Below are 24136 nucleotides of genomic sequence, written 5' to 3' on the forward strand. Positions count from 1 at the left end.
AAGCTGAGACGGCAAGGCCAGCGCTGTGCCGGCCCATAACGCGATCGACGGACGCCTCAACCGCGGCGCATCGCAATGATCGTGGGCCGCATCGCGCGCTCCGGTCCACTTGCACCGTCGTTGTGGATCGCCTCGGCCTGGATGAATGAAACGTCGAAGCAAAGATTGTCGAAGATCTTTTGGTATAGCCCGCGCGACAGGTGCCACCAGACGTAGAAGAGATTGGGGTTATCAAGCGGCGTGATCGGATGGATCACGAGGTCGTCGATCGGCAGCACATCCGTGAACGGGATCAACACCGCTTCCCGTGCCAGACGCGCCCAGGCACCGATCGCGTAGACCGGATCCGAGAGGTGCTCGGCGACCGCACCGGCCATCACCACATCGAAGCTCTGCTCGCGCCATTCGTAGAGTTCCGGCATCGGCGCGTAGACGCACTTCGCGCGCCTGTTGAACTTATGCCACGCATGCCACCAGGAATTCTTGATCGGGGTAATATTTTCGCTTTCCCAGACCTGACGGGACTGGTGGATGTCGCGATAGGACAGCGATGAGGCGAAGGGGCAATGCCGAAACTCGTGCGTCGACGCCGCGTCGAGGCCTGTGACCGTCGCGCCCGCCTTCTCCGCATGGAACGCGAGATAGCCGGACGCGGTACCGACATCGAGCACCGTTTTCCCGCTGACGTCGTATCCGCCGATGTATCGACCGAAGTCCTCGATGGTCCAGTTGCCCTTCACCGACTCACCGTCGGGAAACTGCATCGAGTGATACCAGTAGCTTCGCTTCTGTAGCGCGCCGTGCCACGGTTCTTCAACGCGGGGGGATCGATCGCTCTTGCTCTTATCCGACACGTCAACGGGCCCCGTGGCTAAAGCACCATCCGCACGGACGCTACGGTAGCATACGATCCCGGGTTTTCACACGGTTCCAGCAAAGGCCGCTCGATCGGATGCGCAAGCGGCCAGCTTATAGCCGGATCAGCTGTCAGCGATGGGTAACGGGGGAGAGAGATCGGCTTTTTCCAGCACGAACCTCGAAAAGGATTGTTGGGATCACCGCCTCAATTACAGAAGGGTATTTCAAATCAGAGACTGAGAACGTCGCGCGATGTAACGAGCGTGTCATTCGCAGAGATGGCGGGGTACGATCGCGCATGAATTCTAGGTTGGTCTGACCCAACAGACTTGCCGTCAATATTGCAGGCCTTGACGCGATCAATACTTCTCAACCCCGTAATTCGTTGCCGAACACCGGAAGCTTCGGTCTTCGCCGACAACAAGTATCGGCCCCGCGTGGCGCCGCAGCCGCTGTTTCGCGTCCGGCGCTGATCGCGGCAGGGACGCGGGACGAGGGATCCCAGAAATCCGTGAGAGATGGGCCGCCGGTGGGATCCCCGCCGGCAGCCCGACCTTGAAGCAATTAGCGCTTGAACTTGCCGTCGTACTTGAACTCCGGCGCGGATTTCAGCTGATCCTTGGTGGCGCCGATGATCGCCTTCCACTTCTTGGCGTCGGCATCATAGCCCAGGGCGACGGAGGACGGCGAGACGGCGACGTAGCGCTCGCCCATGCCGAGGAAGCCGCCGACAGAGACGATGTAGCCGACGAGCTTCTCGTGGACGATCGCCAGATCCTTGATCTCGCCGACGGTGTTGTTCTCGGCGTCGGTGATGTTGAGGCCGATCAGGTTGTAGCTCAGCACCGCGTCCTGCGGCACGCTCTCGAATTTGGGGGCGACCGTCGGGGGCGCGGTGTTGGCGGCGAGGGCGGGCCCGGCCAGGGCGGAAGCGGCGAGGGTGGCGAGGACGAGGCGGCGCATCGAGATCTCCGGCGGCCCGGAATGGGCGCGGGAGAATGGCGTGCCCGAGCCCATCGTTCCGCCACCTCGCAGAAATGTTAAGGCGCTGAACATGGAACCGACCTGAGACATCCGCGCGGCCGCGATTGTACTGCTCAGCAGGCGGGACAGTTCGGCCGTGCGGGTCCGGAACCGTCCCTGGCTTGCCCCTCTCGTCGGACGCAAAGCTCGATCGGCGAGGATCGGGGGACAGGCGTGGTGAAACAAGCGGAGATCTTGGCGACGTCGCCGGAAAACGCGACCGGCGCAGTCGCAATCGTGCGACAGCCGGGCGCCTGGATCGACGGGATGATCGGCGTGGCGATCTTCAGCGCCTCGCTCGCGGCGACCCGTTTGGCGCTGACCGGGATGGATGCGCTGTTCCTCAGCGCGGCACGGGCGGCACTGGCAGGGCTGGCGGGGGCGGCCGCGCTGCTGATCCTGCGCGAGGCGTGGCCGCGTCGCGGCGATCTCGCGGCGCTCGCGATCGTGGCCGGCGGCGTCGTGGTCGGCTTCCCGCTCCTGACCGCGCTGGCGCTGCGCACCGTCGGCGCGGCGCACGGCACCGTCTTCGTCGGGTTGCTGCCGCTCTCGACGGCGCTGTTCGGGGCCCTGCGGTCGGGCGAGCGCCCGTCGCCGGCGTTCTGGGTCCTGTCGGTGCTGGGCGCCCTCGTGACCGTGGGTTTCGCCGCCCGCGGGCTCGACGGGCCGCCGGGGCCGGGCGACGCCTTCATGCTCGCTGCGATCCTGGTCTGCGGGCTCGGCTATGCCGAGGGCGGGATCCTCGCGCGTCGGCTCGGAGGCTGGCAGGTGATCGCGTGGGCAACCGTGCTGTCGCTGCCGCTCTCCCTGCCGCTGGCGCTGGCCTTGACCCCCGCCCATCTCGAGGCGATCCCGCTCCCGGCCTGGGCCGGCCTCGGCTACGTGGCTCTGTTCAGCATGCTGATCGGTTTCGTGTTCTGGTACCGGGCGCTCGCCCGGGGCGGCATCGCGGCGATCGGGCAGCTCCAGCTCTTGCAGCCGTTCATGGGGCTCGGGGTCGCCGCCCTGGTGCTCGGCGAGCGGATCGAGCCCGCGATGATCGCCGCGGCCCTTCTGGTCGCCGCCTGCGTGGCCCTGGCCCGGCGCCTGGCTTGAGCCCGGCGCTCAGCCGGCCTTGGCCACCACCTCGATATCCCGGTCCAGCCCGCTCTCGACCTTGAACTCGCGGGTATAGACCTGCCCGTCATGGCGGGCGATCAGCACGTAGTCGCCCTCGGCCAGGGTGACCTGCGGGAACGCACCGATCGCCTCGCGGATCGTGTCGCCGCCGGGCGTCAGCACGGAGAAGGCGGTGCCGGCATAGGCCTCAGCCCCGGGGGCGGCCACCAGCTTCAGCGTGACGGTGGCGGCGCGATGGTTGAGCGTCGCCTCCGTGACCTTGCCGTTCTCGACGCGCAGGTCGGCGCGCTGGATCGCGTTGGATTCCCCATAGGTCGAGACCACGTGATACGTGCCCTCGGGCAGCCGCAGGAGCTCGCCGGCCTTGATGCCCGAACGCACCAGCCGGCCCTCGGAATTGGTCCCCACCGGCACGAAGACCGAGAACGAGACCTGGGCGGGCGGAATCTTCTGGTCGCCCACGGCGCCCGCGAGTTTCAGGGCGCCGGCCGCCACCCGGAGGGTGTCGGTGGCCGGCTGGCCGCCCATCACGATCCGTTTCGAGGCGCTGGCGAAGCCGTAGGTCACGGTCGCCACGTAGGTCCCGGGGGCGAGGGTGAAGTTCGGCTCGGCCTCGGTGGAGCGGCCGACGATGGACGGCCGGGTCCCGTCGCCGCGATCCTCGTAAATCCGCCAGGCCAGCCCCTGGCGCAGAGGCACGCCGGCGCCGGACAGGAGCGCCGACAGGGACAGCTGCGCCTCCGGCTCGGCCGGCGGCATGCTGGGCGGCAGGCTCGGGCTGGTGATCGACGGGGAGGGCAGGGGATCGCCGAGGCGGTTCTGGAACACGCCCTGTTGCGCGCGCGCGTCCGCCGGCAGGAGATGGGCCAGCAGGAGAATTGCCACCGCCATCGCGGCAAGCCTCGTGCGCATCGGTCGAATCCTCATCAAGCCTCGGTTCCCGCCCGCCTGTGCCTCCCGACCATGGCGGCGGCAAGGCCGCACGGTCTTCCCCCGGGTGGCGCTGCGTGCCACATCCGAGGCCCGATACCACAGCGGGACAGGACGCATGACTGCCACCCTCGACCTTCTGAAGACGCGCCGCTCGGTGCCGCCGCTGCTGCTGGACGGCCCGGGGCCGGACCGTGCGCAGCTCGAAACCATCCTGACCGCGGCCTCCCGGGTGCCGGACCATGGCAAGCTGGCCCCCTGGCGCTTCATCGTCATCGCGGAGGGCGCGCGGGAGCGGGTCGGCGAGACCATCGCGGCGACGTTCGCGGCCGACAATCCGGAGGCGAGCCCCGAGCGGCTGGCTCAGGAACGCGGCCGCCTGATGCACGCGCCGATGGTCGTTGCGGTGGTCTCCCGGGTCGGACCGCACGTGAAGATCCCCGAATGGGAGCAGCTGCTCTCCGTGGGTGCCGCTACGATGAACCTGGTCATCGCCGCCAACGCGTCGGGCTTCGCCACCGCGTGGCTGACGGAATGGTACGCCTATGACCGCCGCGTGCTGGACGCGCTGGGCCTCGCGCCGACCGAGAAACTCGCGGGGTTCGTCCATATCGGCCGGGCGCGCGAAGTGCCGTCCGACCGGCCGCGCCCGAGTCTTTCCGAGATCGTGACCTATCTCTGATTGCGATTGGTCTCAGAAGGCGCACCCGTGCATTACGATCTCGAAGCCCCGCGCGAGGCGCGCGCCCTGCCGCACAACCCCCTGAAGGCGATCGTCGCGCCGCGGCCGATCGGCTGGATCAGCGCCATGAGCCGGGAGGGCAAGCTCAACCTCGCGCCCTACTCGTTCTTCAATGCGGTGGCCGACAACATGGTGGCGTTCTCGTCCTCGGGCCGGAAGGACGCGATGACCTTCGCGGAGGAAGGCGCCGAGTTCGTCTGCAGCCTGGCGACCTGGGACCTGCGCGACGGGATGAACGATTCCTCGGCGCCGCTCCCGCGGGGCGAGAGCGAGTTCGTCTTCGCGGAGCTCGAGACCGCCCCCTCGCAAAAGGTGCGCCCGCCGCGGGTCGCAGCCTCGCCCGCCGCCCTCGAATGCCGGTGGCTGCAGACCGTCCCGCTGGTGCCGCTCGGCGGCGGCGAGGCCGAGAACTTCCTGGTCGTCGGGCAGGTGGTCTCGATCTACGTCGACGAGCAGTTCGTCTCGGACGGCATGGTCGACACGGCCGCCATGCATCCGATCCTGCGCGGCGGCTATTTCGATTACTTCCGCGCCACCGCGGACAACCGGTTCCAGATGCGCCGGCCGAAGGGCGCGGCGGAGTTCACCGGCTCCTGAAATTGCCTAACCTGGCGCAACTTCGATTGAGGAGTTGTTTACCATAAGCGGCGCAGGTTCCCGGTGTCCTCAGACCCCGTGCGCGCCCGGATGTTCCTGTTCACCACGCCGTCCAGCCCACCGGAGAGCAGCCCGCCCGCGCAAGCGCCGCGGGCGGGCTCCGGCGCGGCCGCGTCCGGCCCGGTGGTCCAGGCGATCCGCGACGGCGCGATGGCGAGCGGAGTCGGCTTCGATTACCTGCTCGCGACGGCCCGGCGGGAATCGGCCCTCGATCCGTCGGCCAAGGCCGGGACCTCCTCGGCCACGGGCCTGTTCCAGTTCATCGAGCAGACCTGGCTCGGCGTGATGAAGAATGCCGGGCCCAAGCTCGGCCTCCAGGCCCAGGCGGACGCGATCACCCGCCAGCCCGACGGCACCTACGCGGTCCCGAATGCCGACCAGCGCCAGGCGATCCTCGACCTGCGGCGCGATCCCAAGATCTCCGCGACGCTCGCCGGCGCCCTGACCCAGCAGAATTCCGACGCCCTCGCCGCAGCGCTGGGGCGCGACCCGACCTCCGGCGACCTCTACGCGGCGCATGTCCTGGGGGCGAAGGGCGCGGCCGCGCTGATCTCCACCGCCCGCGCTTTCCCGGCCCGGGCCGCGGCCCTCGACCTGCCGGACGCCGCCGCCGCCAACCGGGCCCTGTTCTATGATCGCGCCGGCCGGCCGCGCAGTGCGGCCGAGCTCTATGCCAATCTCGCGGCCGCCGCGCAGGGGGCCGCAGCCACCGACCTGACCGCTCTGCGCCAGGAGAGCGCCCCGGTCACGCAGGCGGCGACGGCCTATGCCAGCACCGCCGCGGCGTTCGGCGGGACCTCCGATCTGCGCAGCCTGTTCCAGACCGACCAGCGGGGAGCCGCATCGGATGCGGCGACGCGCCTCTGGCAGGCCCGCAACGCTGCGCCGCCCGCGCAGCACGCCGCCCCGACCTATTTCCCGCGCTCCGACGCCGACGCGCCGCAGAGCGTGGCGGTTCCCGAGCCGGTCACCACGGGCGCCCTCGCCGAACCGGCGCCGACGCCGGCCGGCCCCGCCCTGGTCAATCCGCCGCTGCCGCCCCGCCGCCCGGCCGATCTCGCCACCGCGGGATCCGCCACCGGCATCAGGACCAGCCTGTTCGCCCCCCGGAGCGGCCCATGATCATCCGCGAGTTCCTGGCCTGGACGCAGAACGCCTCGGCCGGCCGCCGGGCCGAGGCCACCACCGCGCTGGCGCGGGCATACCTCTACGGCGACCTTTCCGCCGACGAGGCCTGGGAAGCCAAGACCGCGCTGCTGTCGCTGCTGGACGATCCGTCCCCGGTGGTCCGCCGGGCGCTCGCCGAGACCTGCGCGGCCTCCGCGCGGACGCCCCGGCCGCTGGTGGTGGCCCTCTCCTGCGACGTGCCCGAGGTGGCGCGCCTCGTCCTGGCCCGCTCGCCGGTGCTCACCGATGCGGACCTGGTCGATGCCGCCGCATTGGGCGACGAGGCCACCCGCACGGTGATCGCGGCGCGCCATCACCTATCCCACGCGGTCTCGGGGGCGCTGGCCGAGATCGGCGAGCTCGACACCCTGGTCGTGCTCGCCGGCAATCCAACGGCGAAGATCACCGCGGGCCGGATGCTGCGCATGATCGAGCGCCGGGGCGACGAAGCCAGCCTGCGCGAAGCGCTGCTGCGCCGGTCCGACCTGCCGCCGGAGGTGCGCTACACGATCGGCCTGGCGGTCGCGGAGGCCCTGTCGCACTTCGTCACCGACCGCGGTTGGCTCGGCACCGAGCGCTGCGACCGGATGCGCCGCGAGGCCGGCGAGCGCGTGGCTCTGGAGGTATGCGACCAATCCGGCGCCGCCGCGGTCGCGCGCCTGGTGGCGCATCTGCGCACGACCCATCAGTTGACCGCCGGCCTGATCCTCCGGGCGGTTCTCTCGGGCCGGACCGACTTCGTCCAAGCGGCCCTCGCCGATCTCTCGGGCCAGGATCATGTCGGGATCGCCCGCGCCATGCGGGATCCCCGGTCCTTCGCCGATCTGCATCGCAGAGCCGGCCTGCCCGAGGCGCTGCTGCCGGCGATGCAGGCGGCGCTCTCCGCCCGCCAGGCTGCCGGCCCTTCGACCGGCCTGCGCGGCGCAGGCCTGTCGCGCCGGGTGATCGAGTCCGCCATCGACGCCTGCACCGACCTGCCGGCGCCCGAGATGCACGCGGTCGTCGCCCTGCTGACCCGCTACGAATCCGAAGCCGCTCGCGACGAGGCCCGCGAGGCCGCCCGCGCCATCGCGGCCGAGGCCCTGGCGCGTGAAGCTGCCCGTCGCGACGCCGCAGCCGCGGATGCCGCCTGGCGCGCTGCCCTGGAGAGCCAGCGTCGCAGCGCGTTCGTCGCGCCGGAAGATGCCGTCGAGATTATGGCGGCGGCCCCGGTCGAGGCCCCCGCGCCGGCGGCGGTCGAGCCTGTGATCGGCGCGGACGCGAAACGCGAACCGGCGGAAGCGGAACTGCCCAACCCCGTGGGCGCGATCCTGGATGCGCTGCCGGAGCAGATCCTGGCCTGGTACCGCACGGAGCCGAAGGAGGAGGATCCGGAGGTCCAGGCCGCCATGCAGGAGGTCCTCGACGGGCTCGGCGCCGACCTGCTGGACCAGTTCCGCGCCAGCCGCGGCGGTGCGGAGAACCGGCCGGACGAGGGCATCCGGATCGCGGCCTGATCTCGCCAAGAAAACGAGCGCTGGTCTACACACGACGCTCCGCCCTTCCGGGGCGCCGGAGGCGAGCTCGGAATCCAGATCCGCCGACAGGGCAAGAGCTACGGCGTGGCAGCTGCAGCATCCGTTCGACCTCCAGGCCGTTGGGCGGATCGGATGTCCCTTCGCAGATCGGGTAACAGCTGCGTCGGAGAAACGGCCTACTCGGCCGCCCGTCGCTCGATCGGATCCCCCAAACCAAACCGCTCGATGCTGTCCTCCAGCCGCAGGGCCGCGTTGATCAGCGCCATATGGGAAAAGCCTTGGGGCATGTTCCCGCGCTGCTCGCCGGTGGCGGCGTCGATCTCCTCGGCGAACAGGCCGAGATCGTTGCCCCGGGCGATCAGCCGCTCGAACGCGTCCTTGGCTTCCCGGGTGCGCCCGTCGAGCGCCAGGCAGCCGACCCGCCAGAACGCGCAGGCCGTGAAGGTGCCCTCGTCACCCTTCAGGCCGTCATCCATGCGGTAGCGATAGATCAGGTCGCCGTCGCCAAGCTCCCGCTCGATCGCCGCGAGGGTCGAGCGGGTGCGCGGATCGGAGGGGTCCAGCGCGCCGAACAGGGCGACGCGCAGCACGGCCGCGTCGAGGTGATGCGAATCGTAGGCGCCGGTATAGGCCTGCTTCTCCGGATTCCACCCTTTCTCGAGGTACTCCGCGCGGACCTCGGCGGCGATCCGCTCCCATTCGGCGATCTTCTCCTGAGGTACGCCGTCGATGTTGCGCCCGATCCGGGCCGCATCGGTCAGCGCCACCCAGATCATCGCCTTGGTGTGGACCTGGTGGCGCGGCCCGGTGCGCAGCTCCCAGATGCCGTGATCGGCGTCGTGCCGGTGGCGGATCGCCCGGGCGGTGAGGTTGTCGAGCACCTCGGGCAGCCGGTCGTTGACCTTCTCGGGCGGATCGTAATCGACCGCTTCCAGGAACACGCAGAGCGCCCGCAGCAACTCGCCGTAGATGTCGTGCTGGTCCTGGTCCGCGGCGAGGTTGCCGATCACCACCGGGCCGACGCCGTTCCAGCCGGCGAGGTGATCCAGCACCTCTTCCGCCGGCATGCCGTCGCTGATGCCGTACATCAGCTTGGTGTCGCGCCCGTAGGAACCGTCCCGCTCGCGCAGGAAGCGCAGGAATTCGGCGGCCTCCCGGACATAGCCGAGCATCACGAAGGCGGTCACCGTGAAGGCCGCGTCGCGCATCCAGGTGAAGCGGTAATCGTAGTTGCGGTCACCCGGCACCGCCTCCGGCAGCCCGGCGGTCGCCGCCGCGACGATGCCGCCCGAGGGCGAGTAGGTCAGGAGCTTCAGGCACAGGGCGGAACGCATCACCGCGTCCCGATAGGCGCCACGATAGGAGTTGCGGGCGCTCCAGCGGCGCCAGTATTCGACGGTCGTGTCCAAGCGGCGCTGCGCCCCTGCGAAGTCCTCGATGCAGGCGTCCTCGTTATCCTCGCCATGGGTCAGGACCAGATAGGCGGTCTCGCCCTCCGCGAGGCTGAACCGGATCTCGGCCTCGTCGCCCGCCAGCTCCGGCTGCGGGAACGCGTTGACGCGCAGGCGCCAATCCTCCGCCTCGAACAGGACGGACCGGCTCTCGATGATCGGCGTGCAGGCGCGGCGGGCGTAGTCGAAGGTCGGGCGCACCACGAACCGGCCCGTCACGCGCCCGCTCTCGCAGGTCAGCAGCCGGATCAGGCGGCTCTCACCCTCGCCGTCCGGGCCCTCATCGGGTTCCGGGCTCGGCGGGTTGACCGGCATGACGTCGATCAGCGTGGCGCGCCCCGTGGCGGTGGTGAAGGTCGTCTCCAGGATGTTGGTGTCGGGCACGTAGCGGCGCGCGGAGCCCTTGAGCGCGTCGAAGGTGAGGCTGCACGCGCCGCCCTTCTCGTCGTCGAGAAGCTTCAGGAACAGGGCCGGCGAGTCGTGGCGCGGCCAGCACAGCCAGTCGATCGAGCCGTCGCGGGCGATCAGTGCGCAGGAATGGGTGTCGCCGATAAGGGCGTAATCGCTGATGGGCTTCGACACGAGGCTTCCGAGTGGCGATTGCGCCCTTGTGCGGCGCAAGACAGAGTGACGGTGAGGTAGCCGGGCCGGACCGGGCGGGGAGCCCGGCTCGACGATTCGCCGCATGACCGCGCCTGTGTCAGGCGGCGGGCCGCGGCAACATCCGGTCGCTGATGATCCGCCGCTGGATCTCGCTCGTCCCCTCGAAGATCGTCGTGAGCCGCGCGTCGCGCCAGTAGCGCTCGACCCGCCGCTCGGTGGTGTAGCCGTTGCCGCCGTGGAGCTGCATCGCCTGGTTGGTGACGCGCACGGCCATCTCGGTGGCCAGGAGCTTCACCATCGCGGATTCGCTCTCGGCCGCCTCGCCCTGGTCGAGGAGGTGCGCGACCTGATGCCAGAACGCCCGCGCCTGGGCGACTTCGGCGGCCATGTCGGCCAGCGCGAAGCGTAGGGCCTGGAAATCGCCGATCGGGTGGCCGAACTGGACCCGCTCCTGCAGGTAGGCCTGCGTGTCTTCGACAGCCGCCCGGGCCACGCCGACCGCCCGGGCCGCGGTGTGGACCCGGGCGATGTTGAGCCCGCGCTGCACCGAGGCGAAGCCGCCGGAATCCGCGTCCGCCCCCTGGTCGCCGTAGAGCCCGGTGAGGCGGTCGCTCTCGGGCACGCGCACGCCGTCGAGAACGAGTTCGAAGGTCTCGAAGCCGTGATAGCCGATCTTGTCGATCACCCGGCCGGTCATGCCGGGCGGGAAGCTGTCCCGATCCTTCACCACGAGGAACGGTTCCAGGCCGGCCGAGCGCGACTCGCCAGGTTCCGGATCGCGGGTGCGGGCCAGGACCTCGACGAAGTCGGCGCCCTTGGCAAAGCCCGCCCAGCGCTTCGTGCCGGTGAGCACCCAGGTATCGCCGTCCCGCACCGCGCGGGTCTGCACGCCGGCGAGGTCGGAGCCGGCATTGGGTTCGGACAGGGAGATCGAACCGATCCAGGCGCCAAGGGCCGAGCGCCGCAGCAGTTCGGCCCGGCGTTCCGGATCGAGGGTCTGGGTGCCGAGGCCCTGGCCGCGGGCCAGGATGCTGCCGACCGACAGCCAGGCCCGGGCCAGTTCCTCGGAGACCAAGCAGTATTCGAACACCCCGAGGCCGAGGCCGCCCTGCGCCTCCGGGATCGTGATGCCGAACCAGCCCTTCGCGGCCATGGCGTCGATGAGCGACCGGGGCATCTCGGCCTTCTGGCGATCGAGCACGTCGGCCAGCGGCAGGACCGTCTCGGACGCGAAGGCGCGGGCCTCGGCCTGGAGCGCGGCCCGGGCGGCCGAGTGCCACGGCGAGGCCAGTTCCGGCGGCTTCGGCGCGATCGGATCCGGTTTGGCCGCCTTCGTGATCATGGTCTCTCCGGAAATCCAGTCGCCGCCACAGGTATGGCTGAGCTGGAAACACGCGCTTACAAAATGGTTCCCGCGACCATCTTCGAATAATCACCGCAGCGGCGCATACTAACCTGATGACGCTCGCTGATCCGCACGCCGATTCCTTCGCGATGAACGCACCCGCCACACCGCACATCCTCGTGGTCGAAGACGATCGCGAGATCTCGGCCCTGGTCGCACGCTACCTGCGCGGCAACGAGTGTCGCGTCACCCTGGCGGGCGACGGCAACGACATGGACCGGGCGCTGGCGGAATCGCGCATCGACCTGATCGTGCTCGATCTGATGCTGCCGGGCGAGGACGGGCTCAGCCTGTGCCGGCGCCTGCGGGCCTCCTCGCAGATCCCGATCCTGATGCTGACCGCGAAATCCGAGGAGGTCGACCGCATCCTCGGCCTCGAACTCGGCGCGGACGATTACCTGGCCAAGCCCTTCAACCCCCGGGAGCTCCTGGCCCGGATCCGGGCGATCCTGCGCCGGGTCTCCGCCGAGGTGCCCGATACCGACGAGCGGCGGCGCCTGCACTTCTCCGGCTGGACGCTCGACGTGTCGCTCCGCCAGGTTCTGTCGCCCGAAGGCGCCCGCATCGCCGTGACGGGGGCGGAGTTCGACCTCCTGCACGCGCTCTGCCTGCGGCCGGGACGCGTTCTGTCCCGCGACCAGCTCCTCGACCTCACCCAGGGCCGCTCGGCCGGGCCGTTCGAGCGCAGCATCGACGTGCTGATCTCGCGCATCCGCCAGAAGATCGAGCGCGACACGCGCAACCCCGAATTCATCCGCACGATCCGCTCGGGCGGCTACCTGTTCACCCCCGAAGTGACCCGGTCATGAGCACGTTCCGACGGTTGCGCGACCGGCTGCGCCCGCAGAGCATCGCGGGCCAGATCGCCCTCCTGGTCGTGGCCGGGATCGCGGTGGCCCACATGGTCGCCACCGCGGCGTTTCTGATCCTCCACGAGCCGCAGAATCCGGACGAGCTGCCTGGCGTCGCCGCGGGCCGCCTCTCGACGCTGGTCCGGCTCCTCGACGTCGCGGATCCGGCGGCGCGGCCGGCCCTGCTGGAGAGCGGGCGCAGCCTACCGCTGATGCAGGTGAGAGCCTGGGACGGAACGGTGCCGCCCGGGGCCAAGCCGCTCCCCAACCTGCCGATCATCCACCGCCTGCGCGTCGGCGCGGGCCGGCCCGTGACCGTGGTCGACCTGTCCGGGGGGGATCCGGAGCGGTCGCCCGCGAACGGGCGCCTGCATATCGGTATCACCACGCCCAACGGGGCGACCCTGCAGGCCGCCATGCCGAACGGTCCCCTGCGGGCACCGCGGCAGGGGCCTTTGATCTTCACCGTGGTGTTCCTGGCGCTGACCCTGGCTCTGCTCTGCGTCTGGGCGACCCGGGCGCTGACGGCGCCGCTTGCCCGACTCGCCGGCGCCGCGGAGGCGTTCGGCACGCGGGACGACCATGTCGCCCTGCCGGAGGCGGGCCCGCGCGAGGTCCTGGCGGTCTCCCGGGCGCTCGACCGGATGCGGGCGCGGGTGCGACGCCTGATCGACGACCGCACCCAGATGCTGGCGGCGATCAGCCACGACCTGCGCACGCCGATCACGCGCCTGCGCCTGCGCGCCGAGTTCATCGAGGACGAGCACGCCCGGGCCGCCACGTTGCGCGACCTGGACCAGATGAACGGCCTGGTCGAGGCCGCCCTGTCCTTCGTGCGGGACGGCCAGACGCGCGATTCCGGCAGCCTCAGCCTGGTGGACCTCGCCTCCGTGGTGCAGACCGTCTGCGACGACTTCTCGGATTTCGGCGCGCCGGTGAGCGTCGGCCGCAGCCGGCACGTCCTGGTGCAGGGTCGGCCCGAGGAATTGCAGCGGGCGATCACCAACCTGGTGGACAACGCCGTGAAATATGGCGGCGGCGCGGAGGTCCGGATGGAGGCGTCCGAGCGGGGGGTCCGGGTCTGCGTGCTCGATCAGGGCCCCGGCATCCCGGAGGCCGAGCGCGACGCGATGCTCCAGCCCTTCGTGCGCGGCGACCGCGCCCGCAACCTCAACGAAGCCAGCGGCTTCGGCCTCGGCCTGTCGATCGTGCTGGCGATCGTCGAGGCCCATAACGGCCGTCTGGTCCTGGAGAACCGCCCGGAGGGCGGCCTCTGCGCCGTCATCGAGCTGCCCCTGGCGGCGCAGGCCTATGCGAGCCGGACGATGCAGCCAGCGCGGCCGATGCCGGCCCGGGCGGCCTGAAGCCGTCCGAGCCGGGTTCGTCCGGCAGGCTTACGCGGCCCGCACGTTGCGCAGGAACTGCGCCACCTCGGCGCGAAGCTGCTCGGACTGGGTGGCGAGGTCGTCCGAGGCCTGGGCCACCGACGAGGCCGCTTGGCCGGCATCGCTGGCGACGCGGGCGACCTCGGCGATGTCGGCGGTCATCCCACTGGTCCCGGTCGAGGCCTGCCCCATGCTGCGGACGATGTCCTGCGTGGTGACACCCTGCTCCTCGACGGCGGCCGAGATGCTGGTGGAGACGTGGTTCATCGCCTCGATCTGGGACACGATGCCCTGGATCGCCTCGGACACGCCGCCGGTCACCGCCTGGATCGACGCCACCTGACGGCCGATCTCCTCGGTCGCGCGGCTGGTCTGGGTCGCGAGTTCCTTCACCTCGGCCGCGACCACCGCGAAGCCGCGGCCGGCCTCACCGGCCCGGGCCGCCTCGATCGTGGCATTGAGCGCGAGCAGGTTGGTCTGCCCGGCGATGGTGGACACCATCCCGACCACGTCGCCGATGCGGGTCGCGGCGGCGGCGAGATCCGCCATCGTGCCCTCGGCGCGCTTGGCCTCGTCGACCGCGGTGGCCGACATGCCGGCCGCCTGCTCGACCTGGCGCCCGATCTCCTGGACGGTGGCGCCCAGCTCCTCCGCGGCGGCCGCGACGGCATCGACATTGTCGGCGGTCTGACGCGCCGCGCTGGCGACGCTGGTCGAGCGCTCCGATGTGCCGGCGACGGCGATCCGCATGGTGCCGGAGGCGCCCTGGAGCGCCGCCACCCCCCGGGTCAGCCCATCGACGATGCCGCCGACGGATTGCTCGAAGCCGCTGGCCAGGTCCTGCAGCATGGCGCGCCGGGCCTGCTCCTCGCGCATCCGCGCGGCCTCGGTGGTCTGAAGCTGCTGTGCCGCCTCCTCCAGCGACATGTCACGGATCGTGACCACCGCGCGGGCGATGTCACCGATCTCGTCCCGGCGCCGGCTGCCCGGCACATCGGTGAGCGCCTGACGGTCGGCGAGCGCCTTGAGGGCGCGGGTCAGCGCGCTGAGCGGGGACACGATCGAGCGTGCCAGCAGCAGGCCGAGGACGGCCGTGCCCGCCAGGACGCAGAGGCCGATCAGGAACAGCGTGCGCGAGAGCGCCCGCACGGCGTCGATCGCCTCGGCCTGCGACTGCTCCGCCACCACGGTCCAGGGCGCGCCCAGCACGGAGACCGGCGAGGCCGCCGCCATGTGCGGGCCGTCGGCCGCCGTGAACTCGAAGCTGCCGTCGGCCTTGAGGCGATCGGTTGTGATCCCGAGCGGGGCGACGCCGTCGCCGGCCTTCGCCGTCTTGCTCAGCGGCGGATTGCTGCGCAGCCGCCCGTCGGCGCCGGCGGCCAGCACTTGGCCGGTCTCCCCGAGGCCGGTCCGCTTCGCCAGCGCCTGATCGAACAGGGTCGGCGTGACCCGCATGACGATGAAGCCGATCCGCTCCGCCGCCTGGGCGGTGCCCATGGCCACGTTCGCCCGCTTGGTCATGGCGCGGCCGATGAAGGCGGCCGGCTGGCCGTCGACCGGGTAGGCCGAGAAATCCTCGAACAGGACCGAGCTCGGATCCGCGGATTTGAGGCGCTCGACCAGCCGCTCCAGCGCCGTGCCCTTGAGCCCGTCATCCGTCACCGACTTGGCGAAATCGCCGCCCTTCGTCGTCGTGTAGACGATCCGGCCGGCGTCATCGAGGAACAGCAGGTCGGCGTAGCCGGACTGGGCGACGAGCTTGCGCGCCACCTCCTGCACCTTCACGTGGCGGCGTCCGTACATGCCGGTCCCGTCCAGCGCGATCCGCGCCTCGACGGTCTGCGGCGCCCGGAACGCCTCGACGACCGCGGCGGTCTCGGGCTTCGACGGGTCGAGGGTCTCGATCAGGTCGGGGAAGTTCGAGACGATCTGGGGATGCGCCGCCGCGGCGAGGAAGTCGGCCTGCATCCGGTCGGCCACCAGCTCGATCCCGTCCCGGCGCGCGACCGCAGCCAGCTGGAGCCGCTCGTTCGCCGCGTCGATCAGACCGGACTTGGCGGAATACCAGCTGAAGCCACCCATCGCGGTGGCGCTGAGCAGGGCCAACCCGATCGTCATCGCCGGCAGGCGAGAACTCAGCCGCGAAAACATCACCATGGCAGTCCTGTAGGCATTCTGATCGGAGAAACCGCGCAACCTTAGTGCAATGCCACTAAAATCCCGTAAAGATTTGTGGCAAGACGTCGATTCCGGGCACAGAATTCAATCTATCGCGCCGTCGGTGGATCCAAGATTTGCACAGACCCTTGGCCCGCAACGCGACGCGTCAATACGGCCGATATGTAACACCCATATCAAAGACGTTTTCGAACCGTGTCCCCGGACGCATAAAGTCCCGCAACTTCACCCATCAGGGTTCAGGATGCCGGGATAGTGGGTAGGTCCCGGGGGGCCGGCCTCGACCGAATGACGTCCGGCCCGGGGCTTGCTGACGATCCGGGCTGGCGTCGCGAATCGTTGGCCTGACCCCGCGAGTCCGCCTAGAGCATCGGCCAACCGCCAGAGCCTTGACCTGCAGAACGGGGACCGGATGACGAGCGAGACCCGCCGAGACGATGCGCGCCGGATCGCGCTGATCGGGGCGCCGATCGAGGTCGGCACCAGCGAACCGGGCGCGCTCATGGGCCCGGCCGCCCTGCGCACGGCCGGGCTCGTTCGAACCCTGTCCGATCTCGGCCACGCGATCGTCGATCACGGCGATGTCGTGCCGGATGGCCCGGCCGACGGGCGGGGCCTGGCCGCCGTCGCGGCCTGGACCCGTGCCCTGTCCCGGGCGGTCGAGGCCGCCCTCGGCGCGGGGTCGGTGCCGCTCGCCGCCGGCGGGGACCACAGCCTGTCGCTCGGCTCGGTCGACGGGGCGATGCGCCATTGCGCCCGGGAGGGCCGGCCGCTCTTCGTGCTCTGGCTCGACGCCCATGCCGATTTCAACACGCCGGAGACCTCGCCCTCGGGCAACGTCCACGGCATGCCCCTCGCGGCCCTGTGCGGCGAGCCGGGTTTCCCGGACCTGTTCGCCGAGCCGGTGCCGGCCCCGCTGCCCCCGGCCAATGTCCACCTGTTCGGCCTGCGCTCGATCGATGCCGGCGAGCGCGCCCTGGTGACCGCCCGCCGGGTCGGCGTCACCGACATGCGCACCATCGACGAGTTCGGCGTGGTCGCCCCCCTGCGGCGCGTGCTCGACCGGGTGGCCCGGGACGGCGCGCACCTGCATGTCAGCCTCGATATCGATTTCCTCGATCCGTCGATCGCCCCCGGCGTCGGCACCACCGTGCCGGGCGGCGCGACCTTCCGGGAGGCGCATCTCATCATGGAGATGCTGCACGATTCCGGCCTGGTCCGCTCCCTCGACGTGGTCGAGCTGAACCCGTTCCTCGACGATCGGGGGCGCAGCGCCCGGGTGCTGGTGGAGCTGGTGGCGAGCCTGTTCGGCCGGCGCATCCTGGACCGGGCCTCGCCCGTGATCGAAGCGGTCTCCGCCGACCAGAACGGCCGCCGCTGATGCCGGACGGTCGGGCCGACGCCCCACCCGACGCGCCGGCCCGCCAGCGTTCGGACGGCCGTGTCCACCTCCGCGCCGGCCCCGTGGGGGGCGGGGGCTCGACCCGGATCCTGGATCTCGCCGAATCCGGCCCGTCGCGGTTGCGCTTCCCCCGCGGGGAGGGGGCGCTGGAGGCGGTCCTGGTCAACACCGCCGGCGGGGTCGCGTGCGGCGACGCCTTCACGATCACCCTGGACCTCGCCGCCGGGGCCGACCTCGTGCTGACCACGACGGCGGCCGAGAAGATCTATCGCTCCGACGGCCCTGTGAGCCGGATCGAGAACCGCGTCCTCCTGGCAGAACGGGCCCGGTTGGCCTGGCTGCCCCAGGAGACGATCCTGTTCGATCGCGCCCGGGTGCAGCGGCGCTTCGAGGCCGACCTGTCCGAAGGCGCCGCCCTGCTGGCCGTCGAGATCGTCGCCTTCGGCCGCGCCGCCCGGGGCGAGCGGATCCATGCCGGGCTGTTCTCGGATTCCTGGCGGGTGCGCCGGGCCGGGCGGCTGGTCTATGCCGACAGCCTGGTCCTCGACGGTCCGATCTCCGATCTCCTCGACCGCCCGGCGATCGGCGGCAGCGCGCGCGCCTGCGCGACGGTCTTGGACGTCTCCGAGGGCGCGGAGGGGCATCTCGAGGCCGCCCGCACCCTGCTCGAAGAGGCCGCCGCGCCGGGTATCGAGGCTGCCGCCAGCGCATGGAACGGCCACCTCGTCGTCCGGGCCCTCGCGGACGGGGTCGGGCCGCTGCGCAGCCTGGTCGCCCGTTTCCTCGCCGGGTATCGCGATCGACCGATGCCCCGGGTCTGGCAGAGCTGACGCGTCCGCCGGCGAACCGCTTATCCGATACGTCCGGCTGCGATCATATTCCCGCGCGGAAGCCGCATCGCGCCCGTTGCCTGCCGCGGCAAACCTCTGCTAGAGACGCGCACCCGGAGCCGGCCGCCAGGCTCCGAGGGCGACGCCGCGGCGTCGCCACGAGGGGCCTCGTGGCGGAGTGGTTACGCAGAGGACTGCAAATCCTTGCACCCCGGTTCGATTCCGGGCGAGGCCTCCATCTTCCCCTCGCATTCCGAGCGCCATCGCGATCAGCCAGCCAGCCTTGCGCTTGCCGGAGGATTGGGCCGCGAAACATGACCGCGATCCGTCGATGAGGGATGGGGCGACCCGGACGCCTCGACCGTCCGGGGAAAGGGCACCGCGCGACGCCCACGAGACGCGGCTTCGTCGGTCCTCGTCTAGGCCGCAGCGACCTGAGCCAGGAATGTTGCGATCGCCCGCTGGAGATCGCGTGTCCCGGCATTCACCTGCAACGCATTGGTCCTGACCTGCTCCGCCTGCTGCTCGTTCGAGGTCGCGGTGGCGCGCACGCCCGCGACGCTGTCCGAGACCTTTCGGGATTCGCTCGCCGCGCTGGTGATGGCGCGGGCGATCACCTGGCTCGACTGGCCCTGTTGATCGGCCGCGACCGCGACCTCGGCGGCGATGGAACTCATCTCGGCGATCGTCTGACCCACCGTGCCGATCGAGCCGATCGCCCCAACCGTGTCGGCAGCCGCCGCCTGGATCGCCCCGATGTGATGGGCGATACGGTCGGTCGCCTGCGCAGTTTGTGCGGCCAAGTCCTTCACCTCCGTCGCGACGACGGCGAAGCCGCGCCCGACCTCGCCGGCCCGGGCGGCCTCGATCGTGGCGTTGAGAGCCAGCATGTTGGTCTGCCGGGCCACCGCGCGGATCAACGCGATCACGCTCCCGGCCTCGTCGGCGGCCTGGGCCAGGGTCGTCACCGTGGCCACCAGCCCCTGCGTGTCCGAGAGCGCCGTCGAGGCGATCCGGCTCGTATGCCGGACCCGGCCTTCGATCTCCTGGGCCGCAACCGACAACTCCTTCGCGGCGGTCGCGATGCTGACGACGACGCCGGCGGTCTGCTCGGATGCGTCCGCGGCGACAATCACCTGTGCGGTCGTCTCACCGGCAAGGTCCGAGAGCATGTCGGCCGAGGCCTGCATGGCCTCGGCCAGGGCGGCGAGATTGGTCACGGTGCGATGGGTCTCGCTCTCGAAAGCCCGCGTTGCGGCGGCCAGCCGCTCGGCCCGAATGAGATCCTGCGCGCTGCGGGCCCGGGCATCGCCATCGAGCGTACGCTTTTCGATCAGCGCCGCCTGAAACGCCGCGATCGTGCGCGCCATCTGGCCGATCTCATCCTGTTGATCGGCGAAGGGGACCACGTCGTCGAGCTGGTCCGCGGCCAAGGCCTGCATGGCCGATTTGAGCCGGGCCAGGGGCCTCTGGATCTGAGTGATGACGATCCAAGTCGCCGCGAGGAGCGCCAGGGCGAGCGCCACGGCCGGCACGACGATCAGCGCGAGGATCGCCCGCCTCTGCTCTACGGAGCCGATCGCGCGCTGGTCGTCGAGGCGGGCCAGCACCTCGCCACCGAGCGCGCCGATCTCCGCGATCATGCGCTCGCGGTTCTTCACCGTCGCCTCGTCGGTCGCCTGGATCAGCGCGGCCTTGGGCGAGATCGTCAGGCCGAGCTCGGCGGTCTCGGTCTGGTAGGCGATGAACTCCTTCACGAACAGGTCGAACCGGCGGCGGCGCTCCGGCGGCAGATGATGGTCCATCGCCTCGAGGAACGGCACGCGGACACGCTCCACCGCGGCCAAAGCGTCCTGCAACGCCGACAGACGCGTGCGCGCTTCCTCGGCATCGGCGGCGGTATAGACGGCTGTGGCCTGCACCACGGCATGCTCGAGCGCCTGACCCAGGGCCCCCGCCTGGAGCCCGGCATTCCAGATCTCGTCGGTGGCGGCAGCACGCTCCTGCTCCCAGAGCGATTGCCGGACGGCAAAGGCCGAGATGCCGATCGCCACGAAGCCCAGCAGGCCGATGACCGCCGCCAGCTTGAAGCCGAAAGAATTGCGCATCGGAAAAACGATAGCCTTCTCAGTACGGGCCGACGCGTGATGGCGTCGCCGCAATGCAATGGAGTTCGATGAAATGATTGAATGTCGGGGCCGCCCATAACGGGCGTCCAGATCCCAGGATGTCAGCGAGGCCGACACCGGGATTCGGTCGTGACGGATTGCTCCGGTAACCGAAGGGCCGGAATGCGGGTCGAGCCGCGGCGCTTCAGCTGGCGGTCGTCGCGGCGCGGATGCTCAGCCCGACCGGTACGGCGCGACGCGGAGGTGGCAAGGCAACCCCAGCGGGGTTGTGATCGGCAATGCAGACATGGATCGGCAGAATGGGTCGGCGACGCTGATTTCAGCGTGTCCGACAAGATACGGGCCCGCGTAGGCATCCGTCAATACACAATTTGTCCGCTAATCAGCAATACCGTTTCGGCCGTAATGCCGAAATTTATAACTGACGAAACACATCAGTTTTCGACAAAACTCATTATTGAGCATTCCGATACATCAGGGCCGTAGATACGCGGGCGTCTCGACGTCCGAACCACATTCCCGTCTTCTTGGCTCGTGAGATTGCTGCCAGGCGCGCGCGGGACGATAGAGCCGAGGGGCATCGGGCTCACGGGGCCCGCGGCGATCGGCACCGCACGCCCGAGGCGGCCCCCATCCTGGTCGGGCGCCGCGATCGCGTGACGCAGCGGGCGCGGAGCAGCGCGGATCAGCGCAGGCCTCGCCCCGGCGCGATGCGTTGCCTCGCTAACACCGATCGTGCACTCCCCGACGCCAGCCGGATGCCGGTCAGGCGGCGTGCACCTGACCGAGGAAGGTTTCGATCGCCTGCTGCAGGGTCCGGGTTCCCGTGCTCACCCGGGAGGCGCTGCCGCGCACCTGCTCGGCCTGCGTCTCGTTGGAGGCCGCTGCCGCGCGCACGCTCCCGACGCTCTCCGACACCTTGTGCGAATCGGCCGCCGCATCCGCGATGGCGCGGGCGATCTCCTGGCTGGCCGCGCCCTGCTGATCCGCCGCCAGGGCGACCTCGGAAGCAATCATGCTCATGCGGGCGATGGTCTCGCCGATGGACGCGATGGCGTCGACCGTGTTGGCGGCGGCGCCCTGGATCGACCCGACCTGGCCGGTGATGCGGTCGGTGGCGAGGGCGGTCTGGCTGGCGAGCGCCTTCACCTCGGCCGCCACAACGGCGAAGCCGCGCCCCGCGGCCCCGGCCCGCGCCGCCTCGATCGTGGCGTTGAGGGCGAGCAGGTTGGTCTGCTCGGCAACGCTGCGGATCAGCGTCACGACGGCGTCGATCTCTCCCGCCGCCCGCGACAGGCTCGAGACCGTGATCTCGAGACCTTTCGTGTCGGTCAGCGCGGAGGCCGCGATCTCGCTGGTATGCCGGACCCGTTCCTCGATCTCCCGCGCGGAGGCCGAGAGCTGCTCGGCCGCGCCGGCGATGCTGTCGACCATGTCGGCGGTCTGGTTCGAAGCCCCCGCCACCACGGTCGCCCGGGCGGCCATGTCCCCGGCCGTGCCGGTCAGCGTCGCGGCCGCCTCCTGCATCGCCTCCGCCGACCCGGCGAGATCCGCCACGGCCCGGTGCGTCTCGCCCTCGAAGGCCCGGGTCGCCTCGGCCAGCTGCTCGGCCCGGATCCGGTCGCGCGCACGCCGCTGCCGCGCCTCGGCGTCGAGCTTCTGCTTCTCGATCAGGGCCGTCTGGAACGCCGCGATGGCGCTCGCCATCTCACCGATCTCGTCGCGGCGATGAGTGAACGGGACCGTTTGGCCCAGATCGTTGGCGGCCAGGGCCGTCATGCTGGTCTTCAGGCGGTCGAGCGGCCGACGGACCTGCGTGATGATGATCCAGATCGCCGCGAGCAGGCCGAAGGCGAGCGCCACGGCGGGCACCACGATCAGCGCCAGGCGGGCGGCGCGGCGATCCGCAGCGTCGGCGGCGCGCCGCTCGTTCAGGCGGGCCAGCACTTCGCGGCCGAGCAGGCCGATCTCCGCGATCATGTGCTCGCGATTCTTCACCGTCGCCTCGTCGGTCGCCTGGATCAGCGCGGCCTTCGGCGAGATCGTCAGGCCGAGCTCGGCCGTATCGGTCTGGTAGGCGATGAACTCCTTCACGAACAGGTCGAACCGGCGACGGCGATCCGGCGGGAGCTGATCCTCCATCGCCTCGAGGAACGGCACGCGGACCTGCTCCACGGCCGCCAGGGCGTCGTGCAGCGCGGACAGGCGCGTGCGCGCCTCGGTGGTGTCCTCGGCGGTGTAGAGGGCGGTGGCCTGCACGACCGCATGCTCGATCGCCTGCCCCAGCGCGCCGGCCTGCAGGCCGGCATTCCAGATCTTGTCGGTGGCGGCCGCGCGCTCCTGCTCCCACAGCGACTGCCGGATGGCGAAGGCCGAGATACCGGCCGCCACGAAGCCCAGCAGGCCGACCACCGCCGCCAGCTTGAAGCCGAGAGAAATGCGCATGACGAGGAGACCGGTTTCCGCGAGAATCGAGTGGGAAGGCACTAATCTAACAACGTTTGCGATGGCGTTAAATATAGCCGGCAAACACGCTGCGCTTAGATTGCAGCATAGCTGAGCAGATCTGCGGCCATCAAGTCGGCCTTGGCTTTTCGATTACAAAGATCGCGCAAAAATCTTCGATGGCCGGGATTTTCCGGCGCTGCGAAAGCTGATGCGCGCCGCGCGAATCGGCCGGCGAAAGCCGCGAGCCGCCCGCTTCAAAGGCCGTGCGCCACGATCAGGCGCGCCGCGAGGGCGACGATCAGGAAACCGAGCAGGGCCAGGCTGATGTAGTAGGGCATGCGGCTGCCGCGCTCCTGATCGAGCGCGTAGGCTTCATGGGAACCATCGGGATCCCGCAACATCATCAACACTCCAAAGGCGAAGCGGCCACGGCCGTGTTCCGCCCGGGGATCACGGGCCGCGGACATGCGGGAGCCACGGACGATCGGGCGAGGGCGGCTTGGACTGAACACACGGCTCGAGAGCCCTGGGGTCGAGTCGGCGGGGCCTCTGCTCGGGCACGCACCCGGCAACGGGCCACGCCAGCGGGCCGTTCTCTAGGCCGGCGCCGTGACGATCGCATGACCACACGGGCTTGAGCGGCGTGGCAAGCCGGACCTGAGCGTGTCCGAACCGCGAACCAGCTGTTGCGAAAGGGAGACACCCGGGGCCGATTGGGCGCCGGCAAACCACCCTTTCGAAGGCGCGCCTCCGCGAACGGCACCAATCCCGCGATTCAGGGTCTTGCGTCTCGCGATCCCGGTGTGTACAGACCCGCTCGTGATCCCCGATAGCTCAGTTGGTAGAGCAGGCGACTGTTAATCGCCTTGTCGCAGGTTCGAGTCCTGCTCGGGGAGCCATCAACCTCCCAACATCTTCAGATCGTTGTGCTTTTAGCCTTCGCGCCCGTACCGGGCCGCGGGGTGGCGGCACGACGTCTGCGTTCGAGCGGCCGCATTATTCGGCCGCGCTCGGCAGTGCCGCTCGCGGAGCCCGGCAACGGGTCGGCCGATGCGATGGTCATCCCCCGGCCGACGGCCGCTCCAGCCCGGCAATCCTCACGCGACACTTACGCGAACGGCCGCGGATCCCGCTCGCATGCTTATGCGGGATGGCCCAACTTCCGGGCGCGGTCCCTGGAGGATCGCGCGAACCCCAGACATCCGATGTCGCCCATCATGCAAGTCGTGGCCCCGGCGGGCGAGACCGCCCGGTTCATCGTCGGCCAGGATCCCGAAGGCCACTGGGTCGCGATCGAGATCCACGGGCGGGCCGGCGGGCTGTTCCGGAGCCGGGAGGCGGCGGTGGATTATGCGGCGGACGAGACCGACCACCGGCCCGATGCCGTGTCGCTGTCGGCGGAGCGCATCGAACTGCGGCTGTGATGCCGGCGGCCGAGCCC

General features: G+C 70.3%; 19 protein-coding genes and 2 tRNA genes. 12 read left to right on the top strand and 9 right to left on the bottom strand.

What is annotated here, in order from left to right; translation table 11 throughout:
* Positions 1–56 precede the first annotated feature (56 nt).
* Positions 57–764, bottom strand: coding sequence for a class I SAM-dependent methyltransferase (locus tag LGR69_RS17110; protein ID WP_230366767.1), 708 nt, complete (start codon positions 762–764; stop codon positions 57–59).
* Between the two features lie 658 nt (positions 765–1422).
* Entirely contained in the window at positions 1423–1821 is a 399-nt protein-coding gene (locus LGR69_RS17115) for a PRC-barrel domain-containing protein (RefSeq protein ID WP_122162656.1), read from the bottom strand.
* Between the two features lie 294 nt (positions 1822–2115).
* Here LGR69_RS17115 and LGR69_RS17120 point away from each other — a divergent pair, with 294 nt between their 5' ends.
* Positions 2116–2976 (top strand): DMT family transporter, encoded by an 861-nt coding sequence (locus LGR69_RS17120; protein ID WP_370881388.1) that lies wholly within the window; start codon positions 2116–2118, stop codon positions 2974–2976.
* A 9-nt stretch (positions 2977–2985) separates the two neighbouring features.
* Here LGR69_RS17120 and LGR69_RS17125 read toward each other — a convergent pair whose 3' ends face one another.
* Positions 2986–3912 carry a hypothetical protein gene (locus LGR69_RS17125; RefSeq protein ID WP_230366768.1) on the bottom strand — a complete coding sequence of 309 codons (927 nt, stop codon included), beginning with the start codon at positions 3910–3912 and terminating at the stop codon, positions 2986–2988.
* Positions 3913–4048: 136 nt separating this feature from the next.
* Here LGR69_RS17125 and LGR69_RS17130 point away from each other — a divergent pair, with 136 nt between their 5' ends.
* The 4 genes from LGR69_RS17130 (at position 4049) to LGR69_RS17145 (ending at position 7992) form a co-directional block, all read left to right on the top strand.
* A complete protein-coding gene (locus LGR69_RS17130) occupies positions 4049–4612 on the top strand; it encodes a nitroreductase family protein (protein ID WP_230366769.1) in 564 nt (187 codons plus the stop codon).
* 27 nt (positions 4613–4639) lie between these two features.
* Positions 4640–5269 (top strand): flavin reductase family protein, encoded by a 630-nt coding sequence (locus LGR69_RS17135; protein ID WP_230366770.1) that lies wholly within the window; start codon positions 4640–4642, stop codon positions 5267–5269.
* Positions 5270–5359: 90 nt separating this feature from the next.
* A complete protein-coding gene (locus tag LGR69_RS17140) occupies positions 5360–6451 on the top strand; it encodes a lytic transglycosylase domain-containing protein (RefSeq protein WP_230366871.1) in 1092 nt (363 codons plus the stop codon).
* Positions 6448–7992, top strand: a complete 1545-nt coding sequence (locus tag LGR69_RS17145; RefSeq protein WP_230366771.1) for a DUF2336 domain-containing protein — start codon at positions 6448–6450, stop codon at positions 7990–7992. Before LGR69_RS17140 ends, LGR69_RS17145 begins: the two co-directional genes overlap by 4 nt.
* 197 nt (positions 7993–8189) lie before the next feature.
* Here LGR69_RS17145 and LGR69_RS17150 read toward each other — a convergent pair whose 3' ends face one another.
* Both LGR69_RS17150 and LGR69_RS17155 read right to left on the bottom strand, forming a co-directional pair.
* Positions 8190–10046 carry a glycoside hydrolase family 15 protein gene (locus tag LGR69_RS17150; RefSeq protein ID WP_230366772.1) on the bottom strand — a complete coding sequence of 619 codons (1857 nt, stop codon included), beginning with the start codon at positions 10044–10046 and terminating at the stop codon, positions 8190–8192.
* Positions 10047–10164: 118 nt separating this feature from the next.
* On the bottom strand, positions 10165–11409 hold the full coding sequence (locus LGR69_RS17155) for an acyl-CoA dehydrogenase family protein (protein WP_230366773.1): 1245 nt from the start codon (positions 11407–11409) through the stop codon (positions 10165–10167).
* A 152-nt stretch (positions 11410–11561) separates the two neighbouring features.
* Between LGR69_RS17155 and LGR69_RS17160 the strand changes: the two genes are divergently transcribed.
* Positions 11562–12281, top strand: coding sequence for a response regulator (locus LGR69_RS17160; protein WP_122162659.1), 720 nt, complete (start codon positions 11562–11564; stop codon positions 12279–12281).
* Entirely contained in the window at positions 12278–13687 is a 1410-nt protein-coding gene (locus LGR69_RS17165; RefSeq protein WP_230366774.1) for an ATP-binding protein, read from the top strand. The genes LGR69_RS17160 and LGR69_RS17165 overlap by 4 nt, the downstream gene beginning before the upstream one ends.
* Positions 13688–13717: 30 nt before the next feature.
* Here LGR69_RS17165 and LGR69_RS17170 read toward each other — a convergent pair whose 3' ends face one another.
* Positions 13718–15865, bottom strand: a complete 2148-nt coding sequence (locus tag LGR69_RS17170) for a methyl-accepting chemotaxis protein (RefSeq protein ID WP_230366775.1) — start codon at positions 15863–15865, stop codon at positions 13718–13720.
* A 433-nt stretch (positions 15866–16298) separates the two neighbouring features.
* Here LGR69_RS17170 and rocF point away from each other — a divergent pair, with 433 nt between their 5' ends.
* The 3 genes from rocF (at position 16299) to LGR69_RS17185 (ending at position 18356) form a co-directional block, all read left to right on the top strand.
* A complete protein-coding gene (rocF, locus tag LGR69_RS17175) occupies positions 16299–17267 on the top strand; it encodes an arginase (RefSeq protein ID WP_007559884.1) in 969 nt (322 codons plus the stop codon).
* Positions 17267–18118, top strand: coding sequence for an urease accessory protein UreD (locus tag LGR69_RS17180; protein WP_230366776.1), 852 nt, complete (start codon positions 17267–17269; stop codon positions 18116–18118). The genes rocF and LGR69_RS17180 overlap by 1 nt, the downstream gene beginning before the upstream one ends.
* A gap of 164 nt (positions 18119–18282) precedes the next feature.
* Positions 18283–18356, top strand: a tRNA-Cys gene (locus LGR69_RS17185).
* Between the two features lie 181 nt (positions 18357–18537).
* Here LGR69_RS17185 and LGR69_RS17190 read toward each other — a convergent pair.
* The 3 genes from LGR69_RS17190 to LGR69_RS17200 all read right to left on the bottom strand — a co-directional run bounded on the left by LGR69_RS17190 (position 18538) and on the right by LGR69_RS17200 (position 23099).
* Positions 18538–20226, bottom strand: a complete 1689-nt coding sequence (locus tag LGR69_RS17190) for a methyl-accepting chemotaxis protein (RefSeq protein ID WP_230366777.1) — start codon at positions 20224–20226, stop codon at positions 18538–18540.
* A gap of 786 nt (positions 20227–21012) precedes the next feature.
* On the bottom strand, positions 21013–22692 hold the full coding sequence (locus LGR69_RS17195; protein ID WP_230366778.1) for a methyl-accepting chemotaxis protein: 1680 nt from the start codon (positions 22690–22692) through the stop codon (positions 21013–21015).
* A gap of 257 nt (positions 22693–22949) precedes the next feature.
* Positions 22950–23099, bottom strand: coding sequence for a hypothetical protein (locus tag LGR69_RS17200; protein WP_230366779.1), 150 nt, complete (start codon positions 23097–23099; stop codon positions 22950–22952).
* A 419-nt stretch (positions 23100–23518) separates the two neighbouring features.
* Here LGR69_RS17200 and LGR69_RS17205 point away from each other — a divergent pair.
* Positions 23519–23594, top strand: a tRNA-Asn gene (locus tag LGR69_RS17205).
* Between the two features lie 306 nt (positions 23595–23900).
* Positions 23901–24119, top strand: a complete 219-nt coding sequence (locus LGR69_RS17210; protein ID WP_050732307.1) for a hypothetical protein — start codon at positions 23901–23903, stop codon at positions 24117–24119.
* The last annotated feature ends 17 nt before the right edge of the window (positions 24120–24136 follow it).

The organism is Methylobacterium brachiatum, assembly GCF_020523825.1.
GTDB classification, from domain to species: Bacteria; Pseudomonadota; Alphaproteobacteria; order Rhizobiales; family Beijerinckiaceae; genus Methylobacterium; species Methylobacterium brachiatum.